The 22,511-nt window shown below is 68.1% G+C and carries 25 protein-coding genes; 6 read left to right on the forward strand and 19 right to left on the reverse strand.

What is annotated here, in order from left to right:
- Positions 1-14: 14 nt before the first annotated feature.
- The 7 genes from ASG72_RS04435 to ASG72_RS20215 form a co-directional block, all read right to left on the reverse strand.
- On the reverse strand, positions 15-1,448 hold the full coding sequence (locus ASG72_RS04435; RefSeq protein WP_056709395.1) for a CpaF family protein: 1,434 nt from the start codon (positions 1,446-1,448) through the stop codon (positions 15-17).
- A 52-nt stretch (positions 1,449-1,500) separates the two neighbouring features.
- The gene (locus ASG72_RS04440; protein WP_056709397.1) at positions 1,501-2,766 is read right to left on the reverse strand and encodes an AAA family ATPase; all 1,266 of its coding nucleotides are present in this window, start codon (positions 2,764-2,766) and stop codon (positions 1,501-1,503) included.
- Entirely contained in the window at positions 2,766-3,473 is a 708-nt protein-coding gene (locus ASG72_RS04445) for a CpaD family pilus assembly protein (RefSeq protein ID WP_244488690.1), read from the reverse strand. The genes ASG72_RS04440 and ASG72_RS04445 overlap by 1 nt, the downstream gene beginning before the upstream one ends.
- A 61-nt stretch (positions 3,474-3,534) precedes the next feature.
- Positions 3,535-4,992 carry a type II and III secretion system protein family protein gene (locus tag ASG72_RS04450; RefSeq protein ID WP_056709400.1) on the reverse strand — a complete coding sequence of 486 codons (1,458 nt, stop codon included), beginning with the start codon at positions 4,990-4,992 and terminating at the stop codon, positions 3,535-3,537.
- Positions 4,989-5,765 carry a Flp pilus assembly protein CpaB gene (gene cpaB / locus ASG72_RS04455; protein ID WP_056709964.1) on the reverse strand — a complete coding sequence of 259 codons (777 nt, stop codon included), beginning with the start codon at positions 5,763-5,765 and terminating at the stop codon, positions 4,989-4,991. The genes ASG72_RS04450 and cpaB overlap by 4 nt, the downstream gene beginning before the upstream one ends.
- A 143-nt stretch (positions 5,766-5,908) precedes the next feature.
- Entirely contained in the window at positions 5,909-6,418 is a 510-nt protein-coding gene (locus ASG72_RS04460) for a prepilin peptidase (protein ID WP_056709402.1), read from the reverse strand.
- A gap of 169 nt (positions 6,419-6,587) precedes the next feature.
- Complete coding sequence (locus tag ASG72_RS20215) at positions 6,588-6,752, reverse strand: Flp family type IVb pilin (RefSeq protein WP_082540071.1); 165 nt, start codon at positions 6,750-6,752, stop codon at positions 6,588-6,590.
- Between the two features lie 414 nt (positions 6,753-7,166).
- Here ASG72_RS20215 and ASG72_RS04465 point away from each other — a divergent pair, with 414 nt between their 5' ends.
- The 3 genes from ASG72_RS04465 (at position 7,167) to ASG72_RS04475 (ending at position 9,102) form a co-directional block, all read left to right on the forward strand.
- Complete coding sequence (locus ASG72_RS04465; RefSeq protein WP_082540072.1) at positions 7,167-7,673, forward strand: pilus assembly protein N-terminal domain-containing protein; 507 nt, start codon at positions 7,167-7,169, stop codon at positions 7,671-7,673.
- Positions 7,674-7,865: 192 nt separating this feature from the next.
- The gene (locus ASG72_RS04470; RefSeq protein WP_162246190.1) at positions 7,866-8,474 is read left to right on the forward strand and encodes a TadE/TadG family type IV pilus assembly protein; all 609 of its coding nucleotides are present in this window, start codon (positions 7,866-7,868) and stop codon (positions 8,472-8,474) included.
- 7 nt (positions 8,475-8,481) lie between these two features.
- Complete coding sequence (locus ASG72_RS04475) at positions 8,482-9,102, forward strand: TadE/TadG family type IV pilus assembly protein (RefSeq protein ID WP_056709405.1); 621 nt, start codon at positions 8,482-8,484, stop codon at positions 9,100-9,102.
- A gap of 71 nt (positions 9,103-9,173) precedes the next feature.
- Here the strand turns inward: ASG72_RS04475 and ASG72_RS04480 are convergent, their stop codons facing one another.
- The 6 genes from ASG72_RS04480 to ASG72_RS04505 all read right to left on the reverse strand — a co-directional run bounded on the left by ASG72_RS04480 (position 9,174) and on the right by ASG72_RS04505 (position 13,708).
- On the reverse strand, positions 9,174-9,689 hold the full coding sequence (locus ASG72_RS04480; RefSeq protein WP_056709406.1) for a TIGR02281 family clan AA aspartic protease: 516 nt from the start codon (positions 9,687-9,689) through the stop codon (positions 9,174-9,176).
- Between the two features lie 165 nt (positions 9,690-9,854).
- On the reverse strand, positions 9,855-10,763 hold the full coding sequence (locus ASG72_RS04485; protein WP_056709408.1) for a ribokinase: 909 nt from the start codon (positions 10,761-10,763) through the stop codon (positions 9,855-9,857).
- Positions 10,764-10,787: 24 nt separating this feature from the next.
- Entirely contained in the window at positions 10,788-11,378 is a 591-nt protein-coding gene (gene pcaG / locus ASG72_RS04490; RefSeq protein ID WP_056709410.1) for a protocatechuate 3,4-dioxygenase subunit alpha, read from the reverse strand.
- Positions 11,368-12,078, reverse strand: coding sequence for a protocatechuate 3,4-dioxygenase subunit beta (pcaH, locus tag ASG72_RS04495; RefSeq protein ID WP_056709412.1), 711 nt, complete (start codon positions 12,076-12,078; stop codon positions 11,368-11,370). Before pcaH ends, pcaG begins: the two co-directional genes overlap by 11 nt.
- Complete coding sequence (locus tag ASG72_RS04500) at positions 12,075-12,851, reverse strand: CoA-transferase subunit beta (RefSeq protein ID WP_056709415.1); 777 nt, start codon at positions 12,849-12,851, stop codon at positions 12,075-12,077. The genes pcaH and ASG72_RS04500 overlap by 4 nt, the downstream gene beginning before the upstream one ends.
- Positions 12,851-13,708, reverse strand: coding sequence for a CoA-transferase (locus ASG72_RS04505; RefSeq protein ID WP_280137734.1), 858 nt, complete (start codon positions 13,706-13,708; stop codon positions 12,851-12,853). Before ASG72_RS04505 ends, ASG72_RS04500 begins: the two co-directional genes overlap by 1 nt.
- A gap of 111 nt (positions 13,709-13,819) precedes the next feature.
- Between ASG72_RS04505 and ASG72_RS04510 the strand changes: the two genes are divergently transcribed.
- Both ASG72_RS04510 and ASG72_RS04515 read left to right on the forward strand, forming a co-directional pair.
- A complete protein-coding gene (locus ASG72_RS04510) occupies positions 13,820-14,557 on the forward strand; it encodes an IclR family transcriptional regulator C-terminal domain-containing protein (protein WP_200939886.1) in 738 nt (245 codons plus the stop codon).
- 23 nt (positions 14,558-14,580) lie between these two features.
- Complete coding sequence (locus tag ASG72_RS04515) at positions 14,581-15,483, forward strand: hypothetical protein (RefSeq protein ID WP_056709421.1); 903 nt, start codon at positions 14,581-14,583, stop codon at positions 15,481-15,483.
- Between the two features lie 51 nt (positions 15,484-15,534).
- On the opposite strand, the gene ASG72_RS20220 is transcribed toward ASG72_RS04515, so the two are convergent.
- Positions 15,535-16,200 (reverse strand): L,D-transpeptidase, encoded by a 666-nt coding sequence (locus ASG72_RS20220; protein ID WP_244488691.1) that lies wholly within the window; start codon positions 16,198-16,200, stop codon positions 15,535-15,537.
- A gap of 230 nt (positions 16,201-16,430) precedes the next feature.
- On the opposite strand from ASG72_RS20220, the gene ASG72_RS04525 reads away from it, so the two are divergent.
- Positions 16,431-17,180 carry a sulfite exporter TauE/SafE family protein gene (locus ASG72_RS04525; RefSeq protein ID WP_056709424.1) on the forward strand — a complete coding sequence of 250 codons (750 nt, stop codon included), beginning with the start codon at positions 16,431-16,433 and terminating at the stop codon, positions 17,178-17,180.
- A gap of 423 nt (positions 17,181-17,603) precedes the next feature.
- Here ASG72_RS04525 and ASG72_RS04530 read toward each other — a convergent pair whose 3' ends face one another.
- The 5 genes from ASG72_RS04530 to trpA all read right to left on the reverse strand — a co-directional run bounded on the left by ASG72_RS04530 (position 17,604) and on the right by trpA (position 22,455).
- The gene (locus ASG72_RS04530) at positions 17,604-18,200 is read right to left on the reverse strand and encodes a hypothetical protein (RefSeq protein WP_056709426.1); all 597 of its coding nucleotides are present in this window, start codon (positions 18,198-18,200) and stop codon (positions 17,604-17,606) included.
- Positions 18,201-18,430: 230 nt separating this feature from the next.
- A complete protein-coding gene (locus ASG72_RS04535) occupies positions 18,431-19,291 on the reverse strand; it encodes an aldo/keto reductase (RefSeq protein ID WP_244488692.1) in 861 nt (286 codons plus the stop codon).
- A 35-nt stretch (positions 19,292-19,326) separates the two neighbouring features.
- Positions 19,327-20,649, reverse strand: coding sequence for a folylpolyglutamate synthase/dihydrofolate synthase family protein (locus ASG72_RS04540; RefSeq protein WP_056709429.1), 1,323 nt, complete (start codon positions 20,647-20,649; stop codon positions 19,327-19,329).
- A gap of 27 nt (positions 20,650-20,676) precedes the next feature.
- A complete protein-coding gene (gene accD / locus ASG72_RS04545; RefSeq protein ID WP_056709431.1) occupies positions 20,677-21,582 on the reverse strand; it encodes an acetyl-CoA carboxylase, carboxyltransferase subunit beta in 906 nt (301 codons plus the stop codon).
- A 27-nt stretch (positions 21,583-21,609) separates the two neighbouring features.
- Entirely contained in the window at positions 21,610-22,455 is an 846-nt protein-coding gene (gene trpA / locus ASG72_RS04550; protein WP_056709433.1) for a tryptophan synthase subunit alpha, read from the reverse strand.
- Between the last annotated feature and the right edge of the window lie 56 nt (positions 22,456-22,511).

Genomic DNA, 22,511 nt, shown 5'->3' on the forward strand with positions numbered 1-22,511 from the left:
CACGCGGCCGGCCGTCAGGCCGGCACGCCGTCGCCTTCGAGATCGAGCGAGTCGATCGCCGTGGCCAGGCGCTGCTCCTCGCCGTAATAGCGGGCCCGCTCCCAGAAGCGCGGCCTGCCGACGCCGGTCGAGCGATGGCGGCCGACCAGCTTGCCGGCCGCGTCCTCGCCGATGATCTCGTAGGTCATCAGGTCCTGGGTGATGATCACGTCGCCTTCCATGCCCATCACCTCGGTGATGTGGGTGATGCGGCGCGACCCGTCGCGCAGGCGCTGGGCCTGGATGATCACGTCGATGGAGGAGCAGATCATCTCGCGCAACGTCTTCGGCGGCAGCGAGAACCCGCCCATGGTGATCATCGATTCGATACGGCTGAGGCATTCGCGCGGGGTGTTGGCGTGCAGCGTGCCCATCGAGCCGTCATGGCCGGTATTCATCGCCTGGAGCAGGTCGAAGGCCTCCGGCCCGCGCACCTCGCCGACGATGATCCGTTCCGGGCGCATGCGCAGGCAGTTCTTGACGAGGTCGCGCATGGTGATCGCGCCCGTGCCCTCGAGATTGGGCGGGCGCGTCTCGAGGCGCACGACATGCGGCTGCTGCAGCTGCAGCTCCGCCGCGTCCTCGCAGGTGATGACGCGCTCGTCCTCGTCGATGTAGTTCGTCAGGCAGTTCAGCAGCGTGGTCTTGCCGGAGCCGGTACCGCCCGAGATCACGATGTTGCAGCGGACCCGGCCGATGATCTTGAGCAGCTCGGCGCCCGGCGGCGAGATCGCGCCGAAGCGCACGAGCTGGTCGAGCGTCAGCTTGTCCTTCCTGAACTTTCTGATCGTCAGGGCCGGGCCGTCGATGGCGAGCGGCGGCGCGATGACGTTGACGCGCGAGCCGTCGGCGAGGCGGGCGTCGCAGATCGGCGAGGATTCGTCGACGCGGCGGCCGACCTGGCTGACGATGCGCTGGCAGATGTTCATCAGCTGGGCATTGTCGCGGAAGCGGATATTGGTCAGCGTGATCTTGCCGCCGACTTCGATGAAGGTGCGGGCCGCGCCATTGACCATGATGTCGGCGATGTCGTCGCGCGCCAGCAGCGGCTCCAGCGGCCCGTAGCCGAGCACGTCGTTGCAGATGTCGTCGAGCAGCTCCTCCTGCTCCGCGATCGACAGCACGACGTTCTTCAGCGAGATGATCTCGTTGATGATGTCGCGGATTTCCTCGCGGGCGGATTCGGCATCGAGCTTGGCGAGCTGAGAGAGGTCGATCGCCTCGATCAGCGCGCCGAAGATCATGCTCTTCATCTGGTAGTATTCGTCGGAATGCGGATTCTCGACGACCAAAGGCGTCCGGCGCGATTCCGGCGGCGGCGCGGCGGCGACGACGCGGGCGGCCGGGCGCGGCGCTTCCCTCACCACCGGAACGGGCGCGCTGGCGCCGGTGGATCGCTTTCCGAACATCTCAGCCCTCTCTGACGACAGGGACGGCGGCGTGGCGTGATCCGCTCATCGATCAAGCCTTCCGCCGCATCAGCTTGGCGACCAGCGGTTCCAGCAGGCTGGCGCGGCCGCGCTTGGATTCGCTGCGGCCGGTCACGGCGCTGGCGATCTGCACCAGCCCCTCATTGACCTTCCCCTTGCCCTGCACCTCGGCGATCATCTGGCCGTTATTGGCCGCCGTGCCGAAGATCTGGGCGTCGAAGGGGACGGAGCAGAGCACCTCGGTGCCGACCGCCTTGGAGAATTCGCTCGCATCGATCTCCGGCCGCTTCGGCACGCCGACCTTGTTGAGCACGAGACGCGCCTGGGAATCATTGGGGCGCGTGCTGCGCATCAGATCGAGCAGGTTCTTGGTGTTGCGCAGGGAGGCGAGCTCCGCCTCCGCCACGATGATCACCTCGTCGGCGGCGAGCAGCGCCCGCTTGGCCCAGGCCGTCCAGAGATGGGGCACGTCGAGCACAACGGTCGGCACGCTGGCGCGCAGCAGGTCGAAGAGCTGGTCGAAAGCGTCCTCCGGCAGGTCGCAGGTCCGGTCGAGCATGGCCGGGGCGGCCAGCAGGGCCAGATTGTCGCTGCAGCGGGAGAGCAGGCGGTCGAGCATGTTGGCGTCGAGACGCTCGGGCGCGAAGACCGCTTCCGCGATGCCCTGCGGCGGATCCTGGTTGAAGTCGAGCCCGGCCGTGCCATAGGCGATGTCGAGATCGACGATGACGGTCGAGGAATCGAGGCTCGAGGCGATCGTCCAGGCGATGTTGTGGGCCAGGGTCGAGGAGCCGACGCCGCCCTTGGCGCCCATCACCGCGATGATCCGCCCCACCGCCTGCGCCCCGGGCGCCGCATAGAGCTCGGACAGGGTGCGCAGCACGTCGAGCGTGCCGAGCGGCGCGATCAGATATTCGCTGACCCCGCGCCGGATCAGGTCGCGATAGAGCTGCACGTCGTTGACATGGCCGATGACCACGACCTTCGTGCCGGAATCGCAGCTCTGCGCCAGCGCGTCGAGATGGGCGACCAGGGCATTCGGGTCGGAGACCGTCTCCAGCACGATGACGTTGGGGGTCGGCGCGGTGCGGAAGGCCTCGACCGCCGCGGCCGGCCCGCCCATCTGGATGCGGGCATGGGTCTTGGCCATGCGCCGGTCGGCGACCGCGGCCTGCATGATCGCGGCGACGCCGGGCGTCTCGCAGAAGGCCTGGATGGTAACGCGCGGCAAGGGTGCGATCAGCACCTCGCCGGGCGTGATCTCGGAGCGGAGATCCTGGTCCTGCAGCGTGTCCATCAGCGGCTTCCACCCACGGCAGAGTTGATCTGCGGCGTCTGCTGGCGATACTCCGTCGACGGATCCTTGCCCTCGCGCAGCTTGGTGATGGCGCCCATGCGCTTGGCGATGTCGGGGCGGCCTTCGGCGCGGGCCCGTACCAGATCGACCGGATCGGCCACCTGCGCGGCGAGCGTCGCCTGGCTGGAGCAGCCCAGATTCCAGTAGGGCTCGTTGCTGGCGCTGGTGCGATAGTTCGAGGAGCCGAGATCGGCGGGCCATTGCCCGCATTGATGCGGGAGGCCGGCCTGAAGCGAGGCGAAGGTCAGCCGGATCGGCGAGGCGAGGCCGGGATCGTTGACCGCGTAGCTCCTGACCGAGAGCGCCGAGCCCGGCACGCCGCCGCGGGCGAGCGCGGCGCGGATGCCCTGGAGCGTATGGCTGGCCGCGGCGTCGCGCCGCGTCCCGGTCGGCACCTGCGCCACCAGACCGCCGCGTCCGGAGCGGCGGTAATCCTGGGCGAACACCGCGACATCCTCGGCCTGGCGCTCGTCCAGCCCGCCGCCGGCGCGGCCGACGAAGACGTCGAGCGATTTCGGCGCGTCGCGCAGCACGATCGGATGACGCTCGCGCACGTCGTCGGGGGCGAGCGAGGCCGTCAGATCGGCCTTGGGAGCGCAGGCGCCGAGTGAGGCGCCGATGAGCAGAATCGCGGTGAAACGAGGCATGGTCGCCGCCTTGCTGGATCGAGCCGTCATGGTCCGTCTGTCCTTCTCGCCTGCTGGGCGCTCAATCCGCGATGAAGCCGACCCGGCCCTTATAGGCCTGGGGGCGGGCCCCGGCGCCGGAGCCGTAGAGCCGGTTCAGACGTCCCAGCAGGATCGCCTGCGCGTCATGGGTCTCGACGAAGCCGTCATCCGGGCGCTGGACCTGGTTGGGCTCCATCGGCTTGGCGATGTAGGGGGTCGCCGTGATCATCAGCTCCGTCTCCTCGCGCTGGTAGTCGCGCGAGCGGAACAGCGTGCCGATGATCGGGATGTTCATCAGGCCGGGAAAGCCGTTGAGCGAGGTGCGGCCGACGCGCTGGATCAGGCCGGCGGTGGCGAGCGTGCCGCCCGAGGGCAGTTCCACGGTGGTGTCCGATTTGCGGACGCGGAAGGCCGGGACGTTGAGGTCCTGGTTCGAACCGCTGAGCCGGATCTGGTTCTCGAAGTCGAGCTCGGTCACCTCGGTGGCGATGCGCATGCTGATCTTGCCGTCCGAGAGCACGATCGGCGTGAAGTTGAGCGCGACGCCGATCGGCTTGTACTCGATCTGCAGCTGGCAGGTCAGGCGGCCGAAGGTGTCGGCGCTGCAGTTCTGCCCCTTCGGCACCGGGACTTCGCCGCCGGCGGTGAATTTGGCGCTCTCGCCCGAGATCGCGGTGACGGTCGGCTCGGCCAGCACGCGCGACAGACCGGCCCGCTCCAGCGCCTTCAGCGTGAAATTGGTGGAGTTGCCGATGCCGGCGCCGATGGCGGTCGCCGCCAGCGCCTGGGGCTGCAGCGGGAACGGGTTGTCGAGGGACGGCGTCAGCCTGAAATTGCCGAGCCGCCATTCGCCGTTCGAGTTGATGCCGAGCTGCTTGATCGCCTTGCGCGAGACTTCCGAGACCACGACCTTGACCATCACCTGATCGCGGCCGCGGATCGAGAGCGAGTTGATCACCGCGCCCTTGGTGGAGCTGAACAGCCCGCCCGACTGCCCGACGAAGGCGTTGGCGATGTCGACGGCCTGCGTCGCCTCCGAGGCGTTGGTGACGTCGCCGACCAGGAGGATGGAGTTGCCGGCCGGCTTGACCTCGATCTGGGCGCGCGGCAGCGCCGAGCGCAGGGTCTGGCGCAGCACGTTCAGGTCGCGCCCGACCTCGATCTCGAGCGCCGAGATCTGGCGGCCCTCGGCGTCGATGACGAACATCGAGGTCGAGCCGTCGGCGATGCCGATGATGAAGATCTTGCGCGCCGAGCGGACGACCGCATTCGCCACCTTGGGATTGGCGACGAAGACCTCCTTGGCGTCGCGCGGCAGCTCGACGACGATGGAGCGGCCGATCGAGAGATCGAGCTTGCGGGCGATGGCGTGCTCGCTCGTCCCGACATTCAGCACCGGCGCCGGGCCGGTCGTGCTCGCCCGGCCGCTCTGCGCCTGGGCCGGAGCGACGAGGGCGGCTGCGAGAAGGGCGGGAAGGAGGATGCGGTCAGCGATCATGGTTTCACGCCCTTGGTGGTGACGCCGTAACGGACGAGCGTGAGGCCGCCTTCATCGGCGCCGGTCACGACCTCCCCCGCGTCCTGGAGGCTGCGCAGCACCAGGGAGAGCGAGCCGGTCTTCTGCGCTTCGGCGATGACTTCGATCTGCCTCGGGTCGATCTCGAGCGTGGCGGTCTCGCCGGTCACGACCTTCTCGCCGTTGCTCTCCTGGATGTTCTGGCCGATGGCGAGCACCCGGATGTTCTTCAGCACCACCTCGCTGACATAGGAGGCCTGCTCGCCGGAGGCGCTTTCGGGCCTCGTCGTGCTGACGACGTCGACCCGGTCATTGGGCAGGATGAAGCCGCCCGCTGTGGCCGAGCCGCGATTATCGGTGCTGATGGCGATGGCGCGCTTGCCGGCCGGAAGCACGGCGGAGAGGAAGCCGGTGCCGTCGGTGCGGATCAGCTTTTCGCGGCGGATCGGCTCGGAGGCGATGATCGGGAAGCGGGCGAGCTGGCCCGCGATCTCCTGTTCCGCCCCGGGCGTCTCGTCCTTGCGGATCACGCCGGCGGGGACGCTGGAGAGCGGCCAGTCCAGCCAGCGCAGATCGCCCGCGGCGAGCTTGTTGCCGAGCGGGATGGTCGCTGCGGCGACCAGCACCGGCACGGTCGGCTCCGGAACGGATTTCGTGACCTCGGCCGGCTTGCCGGGCTGCCGCTGCATGAGCAGCGCGGCGCCCAGGCCGGCCGCCAGGGCGACGACGAGGATGATGATGCGGGCGGGACTCATGAGCGACTGACCCTCGGCCAAACCAATTGGCGTCTTGCGAGGATCGTGCAGCGGGAATCGTCAACTTATGGTTAAGGACACGTATCTTTTTCGGCGGATCGGGATCGCCCTGCCCTTAGGGTAGACCCCGCCCGCGGGCCGCCTCAGCCGGCGAGGGCGGCGCGCCAGATCGGCGTCTCGGGCAGGACCAGCAGCGCCGAGAACGCCAGGGCGATGCCGTAGGGCACGCCTTCCTTCGCGGAGTGCAGCCGGCGCAGCCAGGGCCAGCCCGCGAAATCGGGCAGCGGCGACGAGCGCAGCGTCACAATGGCGAAGGTCAGGAAGCCGCCGAAGATCGCGGCATAGGCGAGATAGGGAACGAGCTGGTCGAAGCCGAACCAGAGCGCGGTGACCGCCGCGAGCTTGGCGTCGCCGCCGCCGATCCAGCCGGCCGCGAACAGGCCGAAGCAGAGCGTGAGCACGAGGGCGCCGGCCGCGACATGCGCGGCGAATTGCTGGGGAGAAAGGCCCGCCAGGGTGGCGCAGACGATGAAGCCGGCGAACAGCAACAGGCAGAGCCTGTTCGAGATCGTCATCGAGACCAGATCGCTGGCGGCGGCATAGGCCATCGCGCCGGGGAAGAACACCAGCATGGCCAGGAACGGCATCGACATCGGCTCATCTCCTTCGGGACCGCCTCACCCTTAGCAAAGCGGGATTGACGAAATGATACCGCGCAAGCGCGGAATCGACGCGCGCAGGCGGGGGAGCAACGCAAAACGCCCCGGCGAACCGGGGCGTCTGCAGTCCTGCACCAATCCGGGCATGGGCCCGGCGGGCGGATCAGCCCAGCTTGTCGCTGATCTTCGTGAAGGTGCTGATCAGGTTGTCACCGACGGTGCTCATGGCGGTGATCGCGGCAACGGCGACGAGCGAAGCGATCAGGCCGTACTCGATGGCGGTGGCGCCGGACTCGTTCTTGATGAAGCTCTTGAACAGGTTGGTCATGTCAGTACTCCTTGTTACACCACGGTTTGACGGCTGCCTTCGCTCTGTCGGCTTCGGTCAGCGACAATTGGACATTACCCGGCATCCCTTGCTGATCGGTTAAACGAAACAAAGAATTGGGCGCCACAGGAAACGCCTGATTTGGTGGTTAATAGATAATTCCAAACGTTGAAACTTTTAATTTTCGCAACGTCAACCGTTTTATATTTTGCTATCGGCTGATTTTCGCCGGAATAATCGGCCTTTCAGCCCCTGCAATCGGGGCTGCAAGCGGCCAAGACAGAATGAAACCTCGCTCCGGCGAGGTATTCGGCCGAAGCGACCATCCGAGAAAACTGCCGCACCGGCACCCTTAGAGATTTGTTCATCATTTTGCGCTTTCCTTCCGGGGGTGCAATTCTTGGGGCGTCGCGCATGTTCAGTCCGGAACCGTTCTACAGGCGAGCCAGCGCGGCGTCGCGCCGGGCGAACGGCGTCGTCCCCGCCCTGCTGCTGGCGCTCGGCCTCGTGGCGACCGCCGTCCAGGCCGCTCCCGCGGCCGAGACCGTCGAGGTCGTCGTCGACCACGCCAAGGTGGTACGCCTGCCGGAGCGGGCCCAGACCGTGATCGTCGGCAATCCCGGCATCGCCGACGTCTCGGTGCAGCGTAACGGCGTGATGGTCGTGACCGGCAAGAGCTTCGGCGTCACCAACCTGATCGCGCTCGATGCCGCCGGCACGCTGCTGGCGGAATCCCTCGTGCGCGTGGGCGCGGCTTCCAATTCCATGCTGACGGTGCAACGCGGCCTGGAGCGGGAGAGCTATTCCTGCACCCCCTCCTGCCAGCCGGCGGTCCAGCTCGGCGACGCCACGAAGTTCTTCAGCGATGTCGGCGGGCAGACGCGGTCGCGCAACGCACTCGCCAGCGGCAAAGGCAATTGAGCGGCGTGGCGCAAGGTTAGCGGGAGCTTAAACCCGCGCGGAAACCGGCAATCGCCGCCATAACGGATCCGAAATCCTTTTCCGCTAGACATCATGCCAGCTTGGCCCGGGTTCGGGCGAGGCCGTGGCGCTCGTCCATCCCATGGACCCGGGCTCCGCAGTTCTCCAGTCATCACATGGATGCCTGCCAGCATGAGCGACGATGCGATGAAACCCGATAGTGGCGGCCCCGGGCCGGAGTTGCGCCGGCCGAGCGGGCCGCGCCTGCTGCGGCGCTTCCGCCGGGCCGAAAGCGGCGCGACAGCCGTGGAATTCGGGCTCGTCGCCATGCCCTTCTTCATGCTGCTGGCGGCGATCGTCGAGATGGCGCTGCTGCTCTGGACCAGCCAGGTGCTCGAGGAGGGCGTCGCCCAGGCCTCGCGCTCCCTGCTGACGGGACAGTCGCAATCGCTCTACAAGGGCAGCGCCGCGGCCAATACCCAGGCCTTCCGCAACGCCGTCTGCTCGTCCGGCACCGGGCTGATCGACTGCACCAAGCTGCAGATCGACGTGCGCACCCATACCAGCTTCGCCGCCGCTCAGACCGGGACCGGCAGCGTCGTCAACGGAGGCGCGCTGAACACCGCCGGCTTCGGCTACAACCAGCCTCAGCCCAACCAGATCGTGGTCGTGCGCGCGGTGCTGGAATATCCGCTGTTCTTCACGCAATGGAGCTCGGCTTTGGCCGATCTCACCGGCGGAAAACGGGCGATCGTCGCCTCCAGCACCTTCCGCACCGAGCCCTTCACGATCGGCAATTGAGGCCCGCATGATGATCCGTGCCTTCTCGCTCCGCCGCAACCGCGCCGCCCTGCGCCGGCTCGCCCGCCGCTTGGCCCACGGCCAGCGCGGCGTCGCGGCGATCGAATTCGCCTTCGTGCTGCCGGTGATGCTGACCGCCTATTTCGGCATCGTCGAGATCGGCCAGGGCGTGATGGCCGACCGCAAGGTGACGCAGCTGACGCGGGCGCTCGGCGACCTCGCCTCCCAGAGCACCACCCTCTCGACCGACGGCATCAACGACATCTTCAACGCCGCCAAGACGATCATGATGCCCTATACGGATTCGCCGCCCAGCATGACGATTTCCAGCATCATCATCGATGCCGGCGGCACGGCGCGCGTCTGCTGGAGCGAGCAGAGCAATTCCACAGCGCTGGCGCGCGGCGCCACCGTCACCATTCCCGCGGCGCTGAAGGTGCCGGGCACCTCGCTGATCATGGCCAAGGCCAGCTATAATTTCGTGCCGGCGATCGGCTATCTCATGACCGGCGCGGTCACCCTCGGCAACGACCCGATGTATATGCGGCCGCGCACCGGCAGCGTCGGCGGCACCGAGAATATCGAGCAGGTCGAGCGGGTCGGCCGGGCGCTCTGTCCGAATTTCTGACGTTTAGCGCTTTTCGCTGCGCCGCCTGAGCGGCAGCGGAGAGGTGGGCATCGCCGCAGGGGCGCGCGGGCTCAGCCGCGCAGCACCATCCGCCCGGTCTGCACCTCATAGCCCTTGAGTTTCCTCAGGAAGGAATTGCCGAGCAGGCTGATGCCGAGGGCTCCCTCGGGCAGGACGACCGCCTCGACATTGCGGATGACGATGTCGCCGAGCCTGACCTCGCGCAGGGTGACGCGGGCGCCCCTGACGGCGCCATTCGCCGTGCTGAGCGACATGGTGAAGTCGCGTGGCGCCGGCTTGATGCCGAGGGCGCGGGCGTCGCTCGCCTTCAGCGCCACCACGCTGGCGCCGGTATCGACCATCATGTGGATGCGAAAGCGCTCGATCTCGGGGCGGACGAGGTAATGGCCGCGATAATCCGCCGCGACGGTGAGCGTCGGGTCGGCTGGGCCGGCGTTGCGCGCCGCGGCCGGCACGGGCTCGGGCTCCAGGCCCAGCGTGCTCGCGGCCCTCTGGCTGAACCCGACGGCGCCGAGGGCGACCGAGCCGGCAATGCCGAGCGCCCACAGGATCGGCCGTTGAGACATGGCGTCGCCACCCTTTCCCTCAGTTCCGGACGATGAAAAGCCCAGAGACACTGAGGAACGGTGAATGCGATGGTCCGAAACGCGACGGATCGGCCAGGATGCGCGGCTTCCCGGCCGGAGGCTTAACGATTTCTTCCGGCCGCGCGGGGGCGTGAGCCGCCCCCGTCACAGAAAGTCATTGCCGACGATGCGCTCGATCTCCTCGGCGAGGGGAATGCTCGGCTGCGCGCCCGGCCGGGTGCAGGCGAGCGAGCCGGCGGCCAGCCCGCGCTGCAAGGCGCCGGAGAGGCCGTAGCCGCGCGCCAGGGCGGCGGCGAAGGCGCCGACGAAACTGTCGCCCGCCGCCACCGTATCGACCACCGCGACCTTCGGCGCCGGCAGGCGTCGACGTACCCCGCTCTGCCAGGCGACGACGCCATCGGCGCCGAGGGTGACGATGCTGATCACGCCGTGCTCGGCGTCGAGGCGCCGCGCGATCTCCTCCGGGTCGAGATCGGGCCAGCCCAGCGCCTGCGCCAGGACCAGCGCCTCGTGCTCATTGGCGATGAGGATGTCGGTGAGGGCCAGGAGCTCCGGCTCCGGCACGCCGGCCGGCGCGAGGTTCAGGATGACGCGCCCGCCGGCCTGCCGGACGAGGCGGGCGGCGGCGAGATTGCCGGCCTCCGGCGTCTCCCGCTGCAGCAGGAGGATCACGGCATCGCTCGAGGCGAGGGCCGGCAGCGCCGACGGCTCGGCCAGCGCGTTGGCGCCGGCGGCGACCACGATCTGGTTGGCCCCCTCGGCATCGACGCTGATGAAGGCGGCCCCGGTGGGGGCCGCGACGCGCGCGACATGAGCGAGATCGACACCGTCTCGCGCCAGCAGCGACAGCGCGATCTCCGCGAAGGCATCCTGCCCCACCGCACCGAGCAGGACGACCTCGGCCCCGGCCCGGCGCGCCGCCAGCGCCTGGTTGGCGCCCTTCCCACCGGGATGCAGCGCATAGGCCGGCCCGATCACCGTCTCGCCCGGCCCGGGCAAGCGCGCGACGGGGGTGACGAGGTCGACATTGAGCGAGCCGAAGACGATGATCATGCGAGGCGGTGGTCCTGCTGCGGGTCAGGCCTCGAAGAACACCGTCTCACCCTCTCCCTGCAAGCGGATATCGAAGCGGTAGCCGCCGCCGGGCTCGCGCCTTGCGATCAGCGTCTCGCGCCGCGCCTGCGGGACGAGGGCCAGCACCGGATCGGCGGCGTTGGCCGGGTCATCGGCGAAGTAGATCCGCGTCATCAGGCGCAGCAGCACGCCACGGGCGAAGATCGAGAGGCTGAGATGGGGCGCCTGCAGCGTCCCGCCCGGCCCGGGCACGGGGCCGGGGCGCACGGTCTCGAAGCGGAAGCGCCCCTCTTCCGTGGTCTCGGCCCGGCCGAATCCGGTGAAGCCGGCATTGCCCTGCGGCTGATGGCGGCCCTGCGCATCGGCCTGCCAGAGCTCGAGCATGGCATCGCCGACGGGCGCGCCATCGCCATCGAGCACGCGGCCCTCGATGCTGATGCGCTCGCCGGGCACGCCCTCCGACGCCAGAAGCTCGGTCGCCAGCTCCCGCCCGCCATAGGCCCGCGGCGTCAGCGCATAGGCGAAGAACGGCCCCACCGTCTGGGAGGGGGTGATGCCGCCCGGCCGATCGGCCCCGCCGGACTCAATGCTCATGAGGCTCCTCCATCGGCGTCGCCTGGCGGCCGCGCAACACGATGTCGAAGCGATAGGCCAGGGCCCATTCCGGCTCCGTCGCGCCGATATCGAAGCGCGAGACCAGCCGCTCGCGTGCCGCGGGATCGGTGACCGACTGGAAGATCGGGTCATAGGCGAAGAGCGGATCGCCCGGGAAATACATCTGCGTGATGATGCGCGACAGGAAGCTCGGGCCGAACAGCGAGACATGGATATGGGCCGGGCGCCAGGCATTGTGATGGTTGCGCCAGGGATAGGCGCCGGGCTTGACCGTCACGAAGCGATAGCGGCCCTCGGCATCGGTGAGCGCCCGGCCGGCGCCGGTGAAATTCGGATCGAGCGGGGCTGGATGCTGGTCGCGGACATGGATGTAGCGCCCGGCCGCATTGGCCTGCCATATCTCGACCAGGGTCTCCGGAACCGGGCGGCCATCCTCGTCCATGACGCGGCCGGTGACGATGATGCGCTCGCCCAGCGGCTCGCCGGCATGCTGGCGGGTGAGGTCGGAATCGCCGTCGGCGACGCAGCCATGGCCGAAGACCGGCCCGGTCGTCTCCGAAAGCGTGTGCGGCAGCAGGATGAGCGGCTGCGAGGGCGCCCGCTTCAGCGTGCTCTTGTAGTCCGGAGAGGCGTTGGGCGGATGCGCCTTCAGGCTGTCGCGGGGATAGATCAGGCTCATGCCGCCACCCCATGGGCCTGTCTGGTGCGCAGATGCAGGTCGCGCAGCACGGAGAGCTCCGTCGCGGTCGCGGCCGGTGTCTCCGCGAGTTCGGTCGCGAAGCGCAGGCGCCAGCCGCAGCCGGCCTGGACCTGATCGCGCGTCACGCCGGGATGCAGCGAGACGACGGTGAGCTCCGCCGTTTCCGGGTCGGGCTCCAGCACGCAGAGATCGGTGATGACCTTGGTGGGGCCTCTGCTGGTCAGCCCCAGCGCCGCCCGGTCGCCCTTGCCGGTGCCATGGCCGAAGGAGGTGATGAAGGGCAGCGTCTCGACGAAGGCGCGCGAACCCATCGCCATGGTGATGAAGATCTCGCGGCAATGGATCGCGATCTCCGGTGCGCCGCCGCCACCCGGCAGCCGGACCTTGGGCGCGTCATAGGGACCGACGACCGTCGTGTTCAGATTGGCGAAGCGGTCGATCTGCGCCCCGCCGAGAAAGCCGATGGTGATGCGCCCGCCCTGCAGCCAGTAGCGGAACATTTCCGGCACCGAGACGGTGGTCAGAGCGGTGTCGCAGAGCTCACCGTCGCCGATCGAGAGCGGCAGCACGCTCGGCCGGGTGGAGAGCGTGCCGGATTCGTAGATCAGCGTGATCTTCGGCGCATGCGTCAGACGCGCCAGATTGCAGGCGGCCGAGGGCGCGCCGATGCCGACGAAGCAGACATCCTCATCGGTCAGCAGCCGCGCGGCGGCGATGGTCATCATCTCGGAGGGGGTGGCCATGATGCTCATCAGGCGGCCTCCCGCCGCGTCTGCGCGTATTGGGCGAAGGCGTCCGGCCCCTTTTCCAGGACATTGGCCTTGATCCAGGCCCTGAAACTGTCGCGATCGCGCGAGATCGCGTCCCAGGCGATGTAGAAATCATTGGCGCGCTTGTAATAGCCCTGGGCGTAGGAGGGGTAGGCGCCGCCCGGGACATGGGCGATGGCGGTGACCGTCCAGGAGGGCAGGATCACCGCATTGGCGTTGCGCGGCCCGAAATCATCGACGATCTCCTCCACCGTGACGAGCGACCGCCTGGCCGCCAGCACGGCCTCCTTCTGCACGCCGACAATGCCTTCCAGCAGGACATTGCCCTCGCGATCGGCCTTCAGCGCGTGGATGATGGCGGCGTCGGGCCGCAGCGCCGGCACGGTGGCCAGCACCTCGCCGGTATAGGGGCAGGTGACCGAGGCGATCCTCTTGTTCACCTTCGGCAGGTCGACGCCCTTATAGCCGCGAAACACCGCGAAAGGCAGGTTGGCGGCCCCGGCCTCATAGGCATTGGCCATGGCGGCGTGGCTGTGTTCCTCGATCTCGAGCGGGTGGGGCCAGCCATTCTCGACGGCATCGCGGAAGCGGTGGAGCGAGCCGACGCCGGGATTGCCGCCCCAGGAAAAGACGAGCTTCTCCGCCAGGCCCATGCCGATCATCTGGTCATAGACCAGATCCGGGGTCATCCGGATCAGGGTCAGCCGCCTTCGGCCCTGGCGGATCGCCTCATGGCCGGCCGCATGCGGGATGAGATGGGTGAAGCCCTCCATCGCCACCGAGCAGCCATCGCTGAGCACCGCCTCGATGCCGGCGCTGAGGGAGAGGAATTCCGCCACCTTGACATCTCCTCGATCTGTGCGCTTATCGCACATTGTTTTGATATTCGCACTTTAGGCAAGGGTTTTCGGCGGGTCAACATGGCGGCGGAGGCACCTGACCGCGATCACATGGCGGCGCTCGAAAAGGGGCTGGCGGTGATCGCCTGCTTCGACGGCCGACATCCGCGCCGGGCGATCGCCGATGTGGCGCGCGCCACCGCGCTGTCGCGGGCCGCTGCGAGACGCTGCCTGCTGACCCTGACGCGGCTGGGCTACACTGCCTATGACGGCAAATATTTCAGCCTCACCCCGCGTGTCCTGCGGCTCGGCTATGCCTGGCTGTCCTCCACCGCGCTGCCGCAGCTGGTGCAGCCCTTCCTGGAGCGTCTCTCCGAGGACACCCATGAATCCTGCTCCGCCTCGCTGCTCGACGGGCATGAGATCGTCTATATCGCGCGTTCGGCCCAGCGCCGGATCATGTCGGTGGGGCTCTCCGTCGGCTCGCGCCTGCCGGGCTTCTGCTCCTCGATGGGGCGGGTTCTGCTGGCGGCGAGGCCCGAGCCGGAGGCGCGGGCGCTGATGCTGGCGGGCGGGCTGCAGCCGCAGACCGCCCGGACGATCACCGATATCGACGCGCTGATGCAGATTTTGGCCGGGGTGCGGCGGCAGGGCCATGCGCTGGTCGACCAGGAGCTCGAGCTCGGCCTGGTCTCGCTGGCGATGCCGCTGCTGAATGCACGCGGCGAGGTGGTGGCCGCCTTCAACCTCTCCGCCCAGGCGCAGCGCCATACGGCGCAGGAGATGGAACGGCTGTTCCTGCCGAAAATGCGCCAGACCCAGGCGCTGCTGCGGCCGCTGATCGGATGAGGCGGGATGCGAGGGAGCCGGCCATGTCAGCCATCGAGATCGCCTGCGCGCGCTATGCCGCGCTGATCCACCCCGCCTGCGGCGGGATGGTCGGCGCGTTGAGCTGGCGCGCGCCCGATGGCCGGACGCACCAGATCCTGCGGCCGGAGAGCGACCGCGCCCCCTCGACGGCGCAGCCGAACCATTTCGGGACCTGGGCGATGCTGCCCTTCGCCAACCGCGCCTTCGGCAGTGTGGTCGATGACGGCGCGCGCCGCTTCGCGGTCCCCCCCAACGATCCCGCCGGCACCATTCACGGCTTCGGCTGGCAGTCCGGCTGGGAGGTGCTGAAGCAGGATGCCGGTCATACCGTGCTCGAACATGTCCGCAGCGACGGTCCGGACCCCTATCGATACCGCGCCGTGCAGGAGATCAGGCTGGATCACGACGGTATGACCATCGGTATGACCGTGACCAATCTGGCGCAGACGGCACTACCTTACGGGATGGGGCACCATCCCTGGTTCGCCTGCGCGGCGGATACGCGGCTGCGGATGCGGGCGCAGGCGGCGCTGGTCTTCGGCGAGGGCTTTCGCGCCAGCGGCCATCGCGCTCTCGACGGGGGCGGCCCCTATGCGCAGGGGCCGGTCTTCGGAACCGGCCGGGAGACGGCCTGGAGCTTCCTGGGCTGGGACGGCGTGGCGGAGATCGAAACGCCGTCCAGCGGCCTCGCCATCCGGCTCAGCGCGAGCGAAACCCTGCGCTGCCCCGTGGTGTGGTCGCCGGCCGGGGCAAATTTCCTCTGTGTCGAGCCCCAGAGCCATGCGATCGGCTCACCCAGCGAAGCCGCCGCCCGCGATGTCGCGCCGCTCACCAGGCTCGGGCCCGGCGAGACCCTGGCCGGATGGATACGGATCGAAGCGGGCGTCGCGCGCGTCGAGGCCTGAGCGCAGGCCGGCGCGACAGCCGCACTCTCCGCGGCGGCTCTCGGCGAGCGTTCAGCGCCAGTTCGGCCAGGCCTGCTGCGGCTGATAGCCATAGGCGCCGGCCGGAAGGCCTGGTCTCAGCAGGATCTCGCCGCGGGCGGCGTTCCAGTTCGGCGCGCCGCGACCCTGGCCGGCCAGCGCCGGCTGCTTGATCCTGGCCGGAGCCTTGGCGAGCTTGGACTTGCCGGTCGAGGCCTTGGCGAGCTTGGTCTTGGCGCCGGTCGACGCCTTGGCGAATTGCGAATAGCCGTCGGGAGCGACGCCGTTCAGCGCGATCCGCGTCTGGCCGGCGCCATGCTTCTTGACCAAGGCGAAGAGCTTGGCCGCATTGGCCGGATGCAGGCGGATGCAGCCATGCGAAGCGGGCCGGCCGAGCGCGCGCACCGCGGTCGTGCCATGGATCGCATAGCCGCCATGGAAGAACACGGCGCTGGGCATGGCCCCGCCATATTTCCGGGAATACCAGTTCTTCTCCAGCCTGGTCGGGCGGAAGACGCCGTTGGGCGTGCGATAGCCCTTGCGGCCCGAGGAGATCGCCCAATTATAGCTCTCGCCATCGGTGGTGGTGACCTGGATGCGCTGCGCCGCGATGTCGACGCGGACATCGACGCCGGCCCTGGCGGGGGCGGCAAACAGCGACAGGGCCATGACGGCCAGGATGCCGAGTACGCGACGCATGACACAACTCCGAGACCGAAACCCTGTGAATTCGGCGTTGTCGAGCGCCTGGGCGCCGCCGCCATGGCTTCAGGAAACTCCCCCGCGACAGGCTTGTAAAGCGCCAAGCGCGGACGTGGTTTAAGCCGCGCCAAACCGGCCGCGCGGAGCGGGCCCTATCGGGCACCGCGGCCAAGGTGTAGCACCGCTTCGCCTCGTAACCCCGCCCTCACCGTCAGCCGGCCGGTCCCATGTTCGAAATCCTGCTTCCCGCCGGCGTGCCGCCGATGATCGCGCTGCTGCTGATCGCGGTCAGCTTCGTGACCTCGGCCTTCACGGCCGCCTTCGGCATCGGCGGCGGAACGGTGATGCTGGGCGCGCTGGCCGGGGCCGTGCCCCCCGGGGTGATCATCGCGGTGCATGGGCTGGTGCAGGTCGGCTCCAATCTCGGCCGCTCCTATGTGCAGCGCGCGCATGCGCTCTGGCCGCTGGTGGCGCGGTTCACGCTGGGCTCGCTGGCCGGGGTCGCGCTCGGCGCGCTCTTCGTGGTCGCCTTGCCGGAGCGAGTGCTGCTCGGGCTGCTCGGGGTCTTCATCCTCGCCATGGCCTGGATCCGCAAGCCGCGGATCCCGGGGCTGGCATCGACCGGGCTGTTGATCGGCGGCGCGCTCTCCACCTTCATCACCATGTTCGTCGGCGCCACCGGGCCGTTCGTGCAGGCGCTGCTGCTGCCCCTTAACCTTGAGAAGCGCCAGCTGATCGCCACCCATGCCGTCTGCACCACGATCCAGCATCTGCTGAAGGTCTTCGCCTTCGGCCTGCTCGGCTTCTCCTTCGCGGATTGGCTGCCGCTGGTGGCGGCGATGATCCTGTCCGGCTTCGCCGGAACGCTGGCCGGGACGCGGTTGCTGGAGCGGCTGCCGGAGCGCTGGTTCCTGCTGACGATCAAGCTGGTGCTGACGATCGTCGGCCTGGATCTGCTGCGGCGCGCGCTGCTCTAGCGTCGATCTAGCACTGGAAAGAAAAAACTCACTTATGGCTGTCCTCTAACGCAGTTTGGATTTGGACGTAGCCTTAGGTAGCAAGCGCCGCTCGCGTTTCGCTCTAGATGATGCGGAATTACGAAACGGGTCGCCTCGTCCCCAGTGGTTATAAGTTGGAAGGCATGCTCCCAAAGGCCGCAGGGATTGATTGAAAACGAGCAAAACCATCACGCTCCGTTAGCGAAAAACGTTGGCCCACTGGACGCCTTAGCATAGATACGCTATCAAAAATTCGCTCGCTTTGCATGCACATGCAAAGCGAGCGTACTGGTGGAGGTAAGGGGACATGAGCCCTTGGACATGTAGGCGATAGCCATCATTCCGACCATACACCCCCGCAGAACGACCCGGATGCGCTAACACCCGAGCCGCCTATGTGATTTAATTGAAGATGTCACGCGTCTTCATATTCTCATGTGCCACCTCCTCGACCGGCTCCACGGTCGCGCTGTTGGTTTCAGTATCTTGAGCCCGGTCATTCGTCCCCTCAGACGTTTGATGATCGGGCTCAATCGTTTTCGGCCCATCGAGGGCCAAGCTCCACAAGTTACCCTCACGGGTAAGCTTCCCTTCGGACTTAAGGCGCGACAACTGCGGACTAAGGGACGTTCGCGGGTAGTCCGTACCAAATTTTGCATTGATGGCCGCCAAGATGTCGCTGGCAGTCAGCCCGCCTCCGATCACCTCTAAAACCTCAATCACTGCCTCTTTAATAGTCTTCTCAGGGATTCCTCGCTTGCTTGGGAGGCGCCCAAGCAGACGCATGAACTCAGCTTCAATGGCCTCCACAGAGAAAGGGCCGAACGTCTTCGGCCCCTCCGCTTCGCTAGCCAGCTCGACGTGCAGCCCAGCAGCCTGAGCCGCCGCACGAAGCTGCGTGCGCTCTGCGTCGATAGCCTTCAATTGATGGCGGAGAAGCTGCTCTGATGAGGCAAGCTCCTTCATGCGGCCATGGATAAATTCTTGGAGCGTCGGCATATGAGTCTCGAAACTGCGAGACTATAAGGTCTCATGATTCGTGCGGGCTTGCAAGCCAAAGTTGGGGCTTATAAGTCACGACTACGATCGTCGTCCACAGGCGATATGGTTAATGGACTCCTTGAGGTTTGCGGCAACTTTGCCAACTTGTTGCAGTCCTGAAGACGCACCTCTGCGGCTATAAGGGCGGACGTGGCCGATGACAGGATGCTGAGCCGGCGCGGCGCGAGCTACAGCATCGGCAGCGAGCGCGGCTTCGGGCCGCGCGGGAAGGCGCGGTTGATCCGCCCGATCTCGGCCGGTGTCAGCGCCAGCGAAAGCGCCCCGGCATTCTCCTCGACATGGACCGGCCTCGCCGCCTTGGGGATGGCGAAGACGGCGTCGTTGCGGGTGAGGAAGGCGAGCGCGACCTGCCGCGGCGTCGCGCCATGCGCCTGGGCGATCTCCGCCAGCACGCGCCCGCCGGGGCTGCCGGGAGCGGGGAAATCATCCTGGCCGAAGGGGCTGTAGGCGGTGACGGCGATGCCCTGCCCGGCACAGAAGGGCAGCAGCGCATGCTCGATCGCCCGCTCGCGCAGATGATAGAGCACCTGGTTGCAGGCGATCGCATCGGATGGCGCCAGCGTCAGCGCCTCCTCGAGATCCTCGACATCGAAATTGCTGACGCCCCAGGACAGGATCTTGCCGTCGCGCTTAAGCGTCTCGAAGGCCTCGAAGGTCTCCTCGAGCGGGTAGGACCCGCGCCAGTGCAGCAGGTAGCAGTCGAGCCTGTCGGTGCGCAGCCTGCGCAGGGACTGCTCGCAGGCGCGCAGCGTGCCGGATTTCGACGCATTGTGCGGAAGCACCTTCGACACCAGGAAGACCGTGTCGCGACGCCCGGCGACGGCCTCTCCGACGATCTCCTCGGAGCGGCCGGAGCCGTACATTTCGGCGGTGTCGATATGGAGCAGGCCGAGATCGAGCCCCCGTCGCAGCGCGGCGATCGCGCCGGCCCGGTCGGCGAGCTCGATGTTCCAGCTGCCCTGCCCGATGACCGGGACCTCGCGGCCGCCGCTCCCGAAGGGTCGCATCGTCGTGGTGGCGCGCGTCATCGCAGTCTCCGTTCGGGGTTCGGGGACAAACGGGATCAGGCCGGGAGCGTTCCGTTGGCGGAGAGGACCTCGCCCGCGAGATAGAGCGAGCCGCAGATCAGGATGCGCGGCGGCGCCGGCCAGGGACGCGCCGCGATCTCCCGCAGAGCCTGCTCGACCGAGCCCGCCACCTCGGCCACGAGCCCCGATTCCCGCGCCAGCGCCGCGACCTCCTCGGCCGGGCGGGCGACGAGCGCGTTCTGGATCGGCACGGCCAGCAGCCCCTGCGCCAGCCCCTTGAAATGCGCCAGCGTGGCGCGGGCGTCCTTGGTCGAGAGCAGGCCGGCGATCATCACCAGCGGGGCGGGATTGCGGTCGGCGAGATCGGCCATGGCCTGGGCCAGCACGCGGCCGCCATCGGGGTTATGGCCACCATCCAGCCAGAGCTCGGCGCCCTGCGGCAGCAGATCGACCAGATGGCCGCGCGCCAGGCGCTGCAGCCGCGCCGGCCAATCCGCCGTCATCATGCCCTGCTCGAAGGCGTGCGCCGGCAGGCCGCCATAGCCGGCGGCGCGCAAGGCGGCGATGGCGGTGCCGGCATTGACGTGCTGGTGGCGCCCGGCGAGCCGCGGCAGCGGCAGGTCGAGCAGCCCGTCCTGATCCTCATAGACCAGCCGGCCGCCGGCCTCGTGGACATGGAAATCCTGCGCGCCGATCAGGATCCTGGCGGCGCCGACGCGCTCGGCCGCCGCCTCGAGCACCGCGGTCGGCTCCGGCTCCTGCGGCGCGATCACGGCAGGCGCCCCGCGCTTGAAGATGCCGGCCTTCTCGGCGGCGATCTTGGTGACGGTGTCGCCGAGATATTCGGCATGGTCGAGCGAGACCGGGGTGACCACGGCGCAGGCGGGGTTGGCGATGACATTGGTCGTGTCGAGCCGCCCGCCGAGGCCGGTCTCGAGCAGCACGACATCGGCGCGATGCTCGAGGAAGAGCAGAAAGGCCGCCGCCGTCGTGATTTCGTAGAAGGTGATCGGCTCGCCGGCATTGGCGCGCTCGCAGCGTTCCAGCGCCTCGACCAGCACCGCCTCGTCGACGAAGCGGCCGCCGCCCTTGGCCCCGAGCCGGATCCGCTCATGGAACCGCACCAGATGCGGCGAGGTGTAGACATGGGCGCTCAGCCCGCCCGCCTCCAGGATCGCGCGCATGAAGGCGATGGTCGAGCCCTTGCCATTGGTGCCGGCGACATGGATCACCGGCGGCAGGCGCTTATGCGGATCACCCAGCCGCTCGAGCAGCCTGAGGCTGCGCCCCAGCGACAGGTCGATCAGCTTGGGATGCAGCGCCATGAAGCGCGCCAGAAGCGTGTCGGACGACCCCATCGCGCGTTCGGGAACCTTCGTTACGGCTCAGACCGCTTCGGCCACGGGCTGCGCCGGCGTCTCCGCCACCGGCGCGGCTTCGGCCGCCGGCTGCCCGGTGAGCATCCGCCCCAGCCGCGCCAGCGTCGCGGGGATGTCGTGGCGGTGGACGACCATGTCGACCATGCCGTGATCCCTCAGATATTCGGCCCGCTGGAAACCGTCCGGCAGCTTTTCGCGGATGGTCTGCTCGATGACGCGCGGACCGGCGAAGCCGATCAGCGCGCCGGGCTCGGCGATGTGGATGTCGCCGAGCATCGCATAGGAAGCGGTGACGCCGCCGGTGGTCGGGTTGGTGAGCACGACGAGATAGGGCAATCCGGCCTTGCGCAGCCGGCGCACGGCCACCGTGGTGCGCGGCAGCTGCATCAGCGAGAGGATGCCCTCCTGCATGCGCGCCCCGCCGGACGCCGCGAAGACGACATAGGGGGTGCGCTTCTCCAGCGCCGTCTCGGCCCCCTTGATGAAGGCCTCGCCCGCAGCCATGCCGAGCGAGCCGCCCATGAAGTGGAAATCCTGCACCGCCAGCGTCATCGGCAGGCCCTGGACGCGGCCATAGCCGACCTTGAAGGCATCGACGGCGCCGGTCTTGGCGCGGGCGTCCTTCAGCCGGTCGACATAGCGCTTCTCATCCCGGAACTTCAGCGGGTCGACGGCGACGTCCGGCAGCGGGACATCCAGCCATTTGCCTTCGTCGAAGGTCATGCGCAGCCGGTTGACCGCGGTGACGCGCAGATGATGGTCGGAGCCGGGGATGACGAAGCCATTGGCCTCGACATCCTTGTGGAACACCATCTGCCCGGAATCGGGGCATTTGACCCAGAGGTTCTCGGGCGTCTCGCGCTTGAACAGCGTCTTGATCCGCGGCCGGACGACTTCGGAGATCCAGTTCATCGCTCACTCCTGCTGGCGCGGCGCCGGTCAGGCCGCCTTGGCGACGCGGCGAATGCCGGCCGCCAGTTCCGCCACCAGCGAGGTGACAGCCGAAACCGTCTTTTCCGTGGCCCTGCCCTCGCCATCCAGCGAGGCCCTGACGCGCTCGACCAGGGCCGAGCCGACGACGACGCCGTCGGCGCCGCGGGCGATGGCCTCGGCATCCTCGGCCGTCTTGACGCCGAAGCCGACGGCGACGGGGAGATCGGTGTGGCGCTTGATGCGGGCCACCGCTTCGCCGACCGCGTCATAGCTCGCGATGGTGCCGCCGGTGATCCCGGTCATCGAGACGTAATAGACGAAGCCGGAGGTGTTCTGCAGCACCTTCGGCAGGCGCCTGTCATCGGTGGTCGGCGTGGCGAGGCGGATGAAGTTCACGCCGGCCGCCAGAGCGGGAAGGCAGAGCTCGACATCCTCCTCCGGCGGCAGATCGACCACGATCAGCCCGTCCACCCCGGCGGCCCTGGCATCCTGCAGGAAGCGTTCGACACCATAGACATAGATCGGGTTGTAATAGCCCATCAGCACGATCGGCGTGTCGTGGCCCGCCTTGCGGAAGCCCTCGACCATGGCCAGCGTCTTCGCCAGCGTCTGTCCGGCCTTCAGCGCGCGCTGTCCGGCGAGCTGGATCGGGATGCCGTCCGCCATCGGATCGGTGAAGGGCACGCCGAGCTCGATGATGTCGGCGCCGGCGCCGGGCAAGGCGTGCAGGATCGCCGTCGCGGTCTGGTGATCCGGATCGCCCGCCGTGACGAAGGTCACCAGGGCGGCGCGGCCCTCAGCGGCGCAGGCGGCGAAACGGGTCTGGATGCGGGTATGGCCGGTCGTTGTCATGGCAGAGCGGTTAGCATGGCTGGGGCGGGCTTGGCGAGAGGACAGCTGGCCGGGCG

It is taken from the genome of Allobosea sp. Leaf344, from assembly GCF_001426225.1.
Lineage (GTDB): Bacteria > Pseudomonadota > Alphaproteobacteria > Rhizobiales > Beijerinckiaceae > Allobosea.

What these genes read in the sequence shown, in the direction of transcription:
- ASG72_RS04475 (WP_056709405.1), top strand. Translation starts at nt 8,482, where the DNA reads ATGATGATCCGTGCCTTCTCGCTCCGCCGCAACCGCGCCGCCCTGCGC.
- ASG72_RS04470 (WP_162246190.1), top strand. Translation starts at nt 7,866, where the DNA reads ATGAGCGACGATGCGATGAAACCCGATAGTGGCGGCCCCGGGCCGGAG.
- ASG72_RS04445 (WP_244488690.1), bottom strand. Translation starts at nt 3,473, where the DNA reads ATGCCTCGTTTCACCGCGATTCTGCTCATCGGCGCCTCACTCGGCGCC.
- ASG72_RS04540 (WP_056709429.1), bottom strand. Translation starts at nt 20,649, where the DNA reads ATGGGGTCGTCCGACACGCTTCTGGCGCGCTTCATGGCGCTGCATCCC.
- pcaG (WP_056709410.1), bottom strand. Translation starts at nt 11,378, where the DNA reads ATGAGCATTGAGTCCGGCGGGGCCGATCGGCCGGGCGGCATCACCCCC.
- pcaH (WP_056709412.1), bottom strand. Translation starts at nt 12,078, where the DNA reads ATGAGCCTGATCTATCCCCGCGACAGCCTGAAGGCGCATCCGCCCAAC.
- ASG72_RS04535 (WP_244488692.1), bottom strand. Translation starts at nt 19,291, where the DNA reads ATGACGCGCGCCACCACGACGATGCGACCCTTCGGGAGCGGCGGCCGC.
- trpA (WP_056709433.1), bottom strand. Translation starts at nt 22,455, where the DNA reads ATGACAACGACCGGCCATACCCGCATCCAGACCCGTTTCGCCGCCTGC.
- ASG72_RS04530 (WP_056709426.1), bottom strand. Translation starts at nt 18,200, where the DNA reads ATGCCGACGCTCCAAGAATTTATCCATGGCCGCATGAAGGAGCTTGCC.
- ASG72_RS20215 (WP_082540071.1), bottom strand. Translation starts at nt 6,752, where the DNA reads ATGACCAACCTGTTCAAGAGCTTCATCAAGAACGAGTCCGGCGCCACC.
- cpaB (WP_056709964.1), bottom strand. Translation starts at nt 5,765, where the DNA reads ATGAGTCCCGCCCGCATCATCATCCTCGTCGTCGCCCTGGCGGCCGGC.
- ASG72_RS04450 (WP_056709400.1), bottom strand. Translation starts at nt 4,992, where the DNA reads ATGATCGCTGACCGCATCCTCCTTCCCGCCCTTCTCGCAGCCGCCCTC.
- ASG72_RS04465 (WP_082540072.1), top strand. Translation starts at nt 7,167, where the DNA reads ATGTTCAGTCCGGAACCGTTCTACAGGCGAGCCAGCGCGGCGTCGCGC.
- ASG72_RS20220 (WP_244488691.1), bottom strand. Translation starts at nt 16,200, where the DNA reads ATGCGTCGCGTACTCGGCATCCTGGCCGTCATGGCCCTGTCGCTGTTT.
- ASG72_RS04440 (WP_056709397.1), bottom strand. Translation starts at nt 2,766, where the DNA reads ATGGACACGCTGCAGGACCAGGATCTCCGCTCCGAGATCACGCCCGGC.
- ASG72_RS04480 (WP_056709406.1), bottom strand. Translation starts at nt 9,689, where the DNA reads ATGTCTCAACGGCCGATCCTGTGGGCGCTCGGCATTGCCGGCTCGGTC.
- accD (WP_056709431.1), bottom strand. Translation starts at nt 21,582, where the DNA reads ATGAACTGGATCTCCGAAGTCGTCCGGCCGCGGATCAAGACGCTGTTC.
- ASG72_RS04510 (WP_200939886.1), top strand. Translation starts at nt 13,820, where the DNA reads ATGGCGGCGCTCGAAAAGGGGCTGGCGGTGATCGCCTGCTTCGACGGC.
- ASG72_RS04485 (WP_056709408.1), bottom strand. Translation starts at nt 10,763, where the DNA reads ATGATCATCGTCTTCGGCTCGCTCAATGTCGACCTCGTCACCCCCGTC.
- ASG72_RS04500 (WP_056709415.1), bottom strand. Translation starts at nt 12,851, where the DNA reads ATGAGCATCATGGCCACCCCCTCCGAGATGATGACCATCGCCGCCGCG.
- ASG72_RS04435 (WP_056709395.1), bottom strand. Translation starts at nt 1,448, where the DNA reads ATGTTCGGAAAGCGATCCACCGGCGCCAGCGCGCCCGTTCCGGTGGTG.
- ASG72_RS04525 (WP_056709424.1), top strand. Translation starts at nt 16,431, where the DNA reads ATGTTCGAAATCCTGCTTCCCGCCGGCGTGCCGCCGATGATCGCGCTG.
- ASG72_RS04460 (WP_056709402.1), bottom strand. Translation starts at nt 6,418, where the DNA reads ATGTCGATGCCGTTCCTGGCCATGCTGGTGTTCTTCCCCGGCGCGATG.
- ASG72_RS04515 (WP_056709421.1), top strand. Translation starts at nt 14,581, where the DNA reads ATGTCAGCCATCGAGATCGCCTGCGCGCGCTATGCCGCGCTGATCCAC.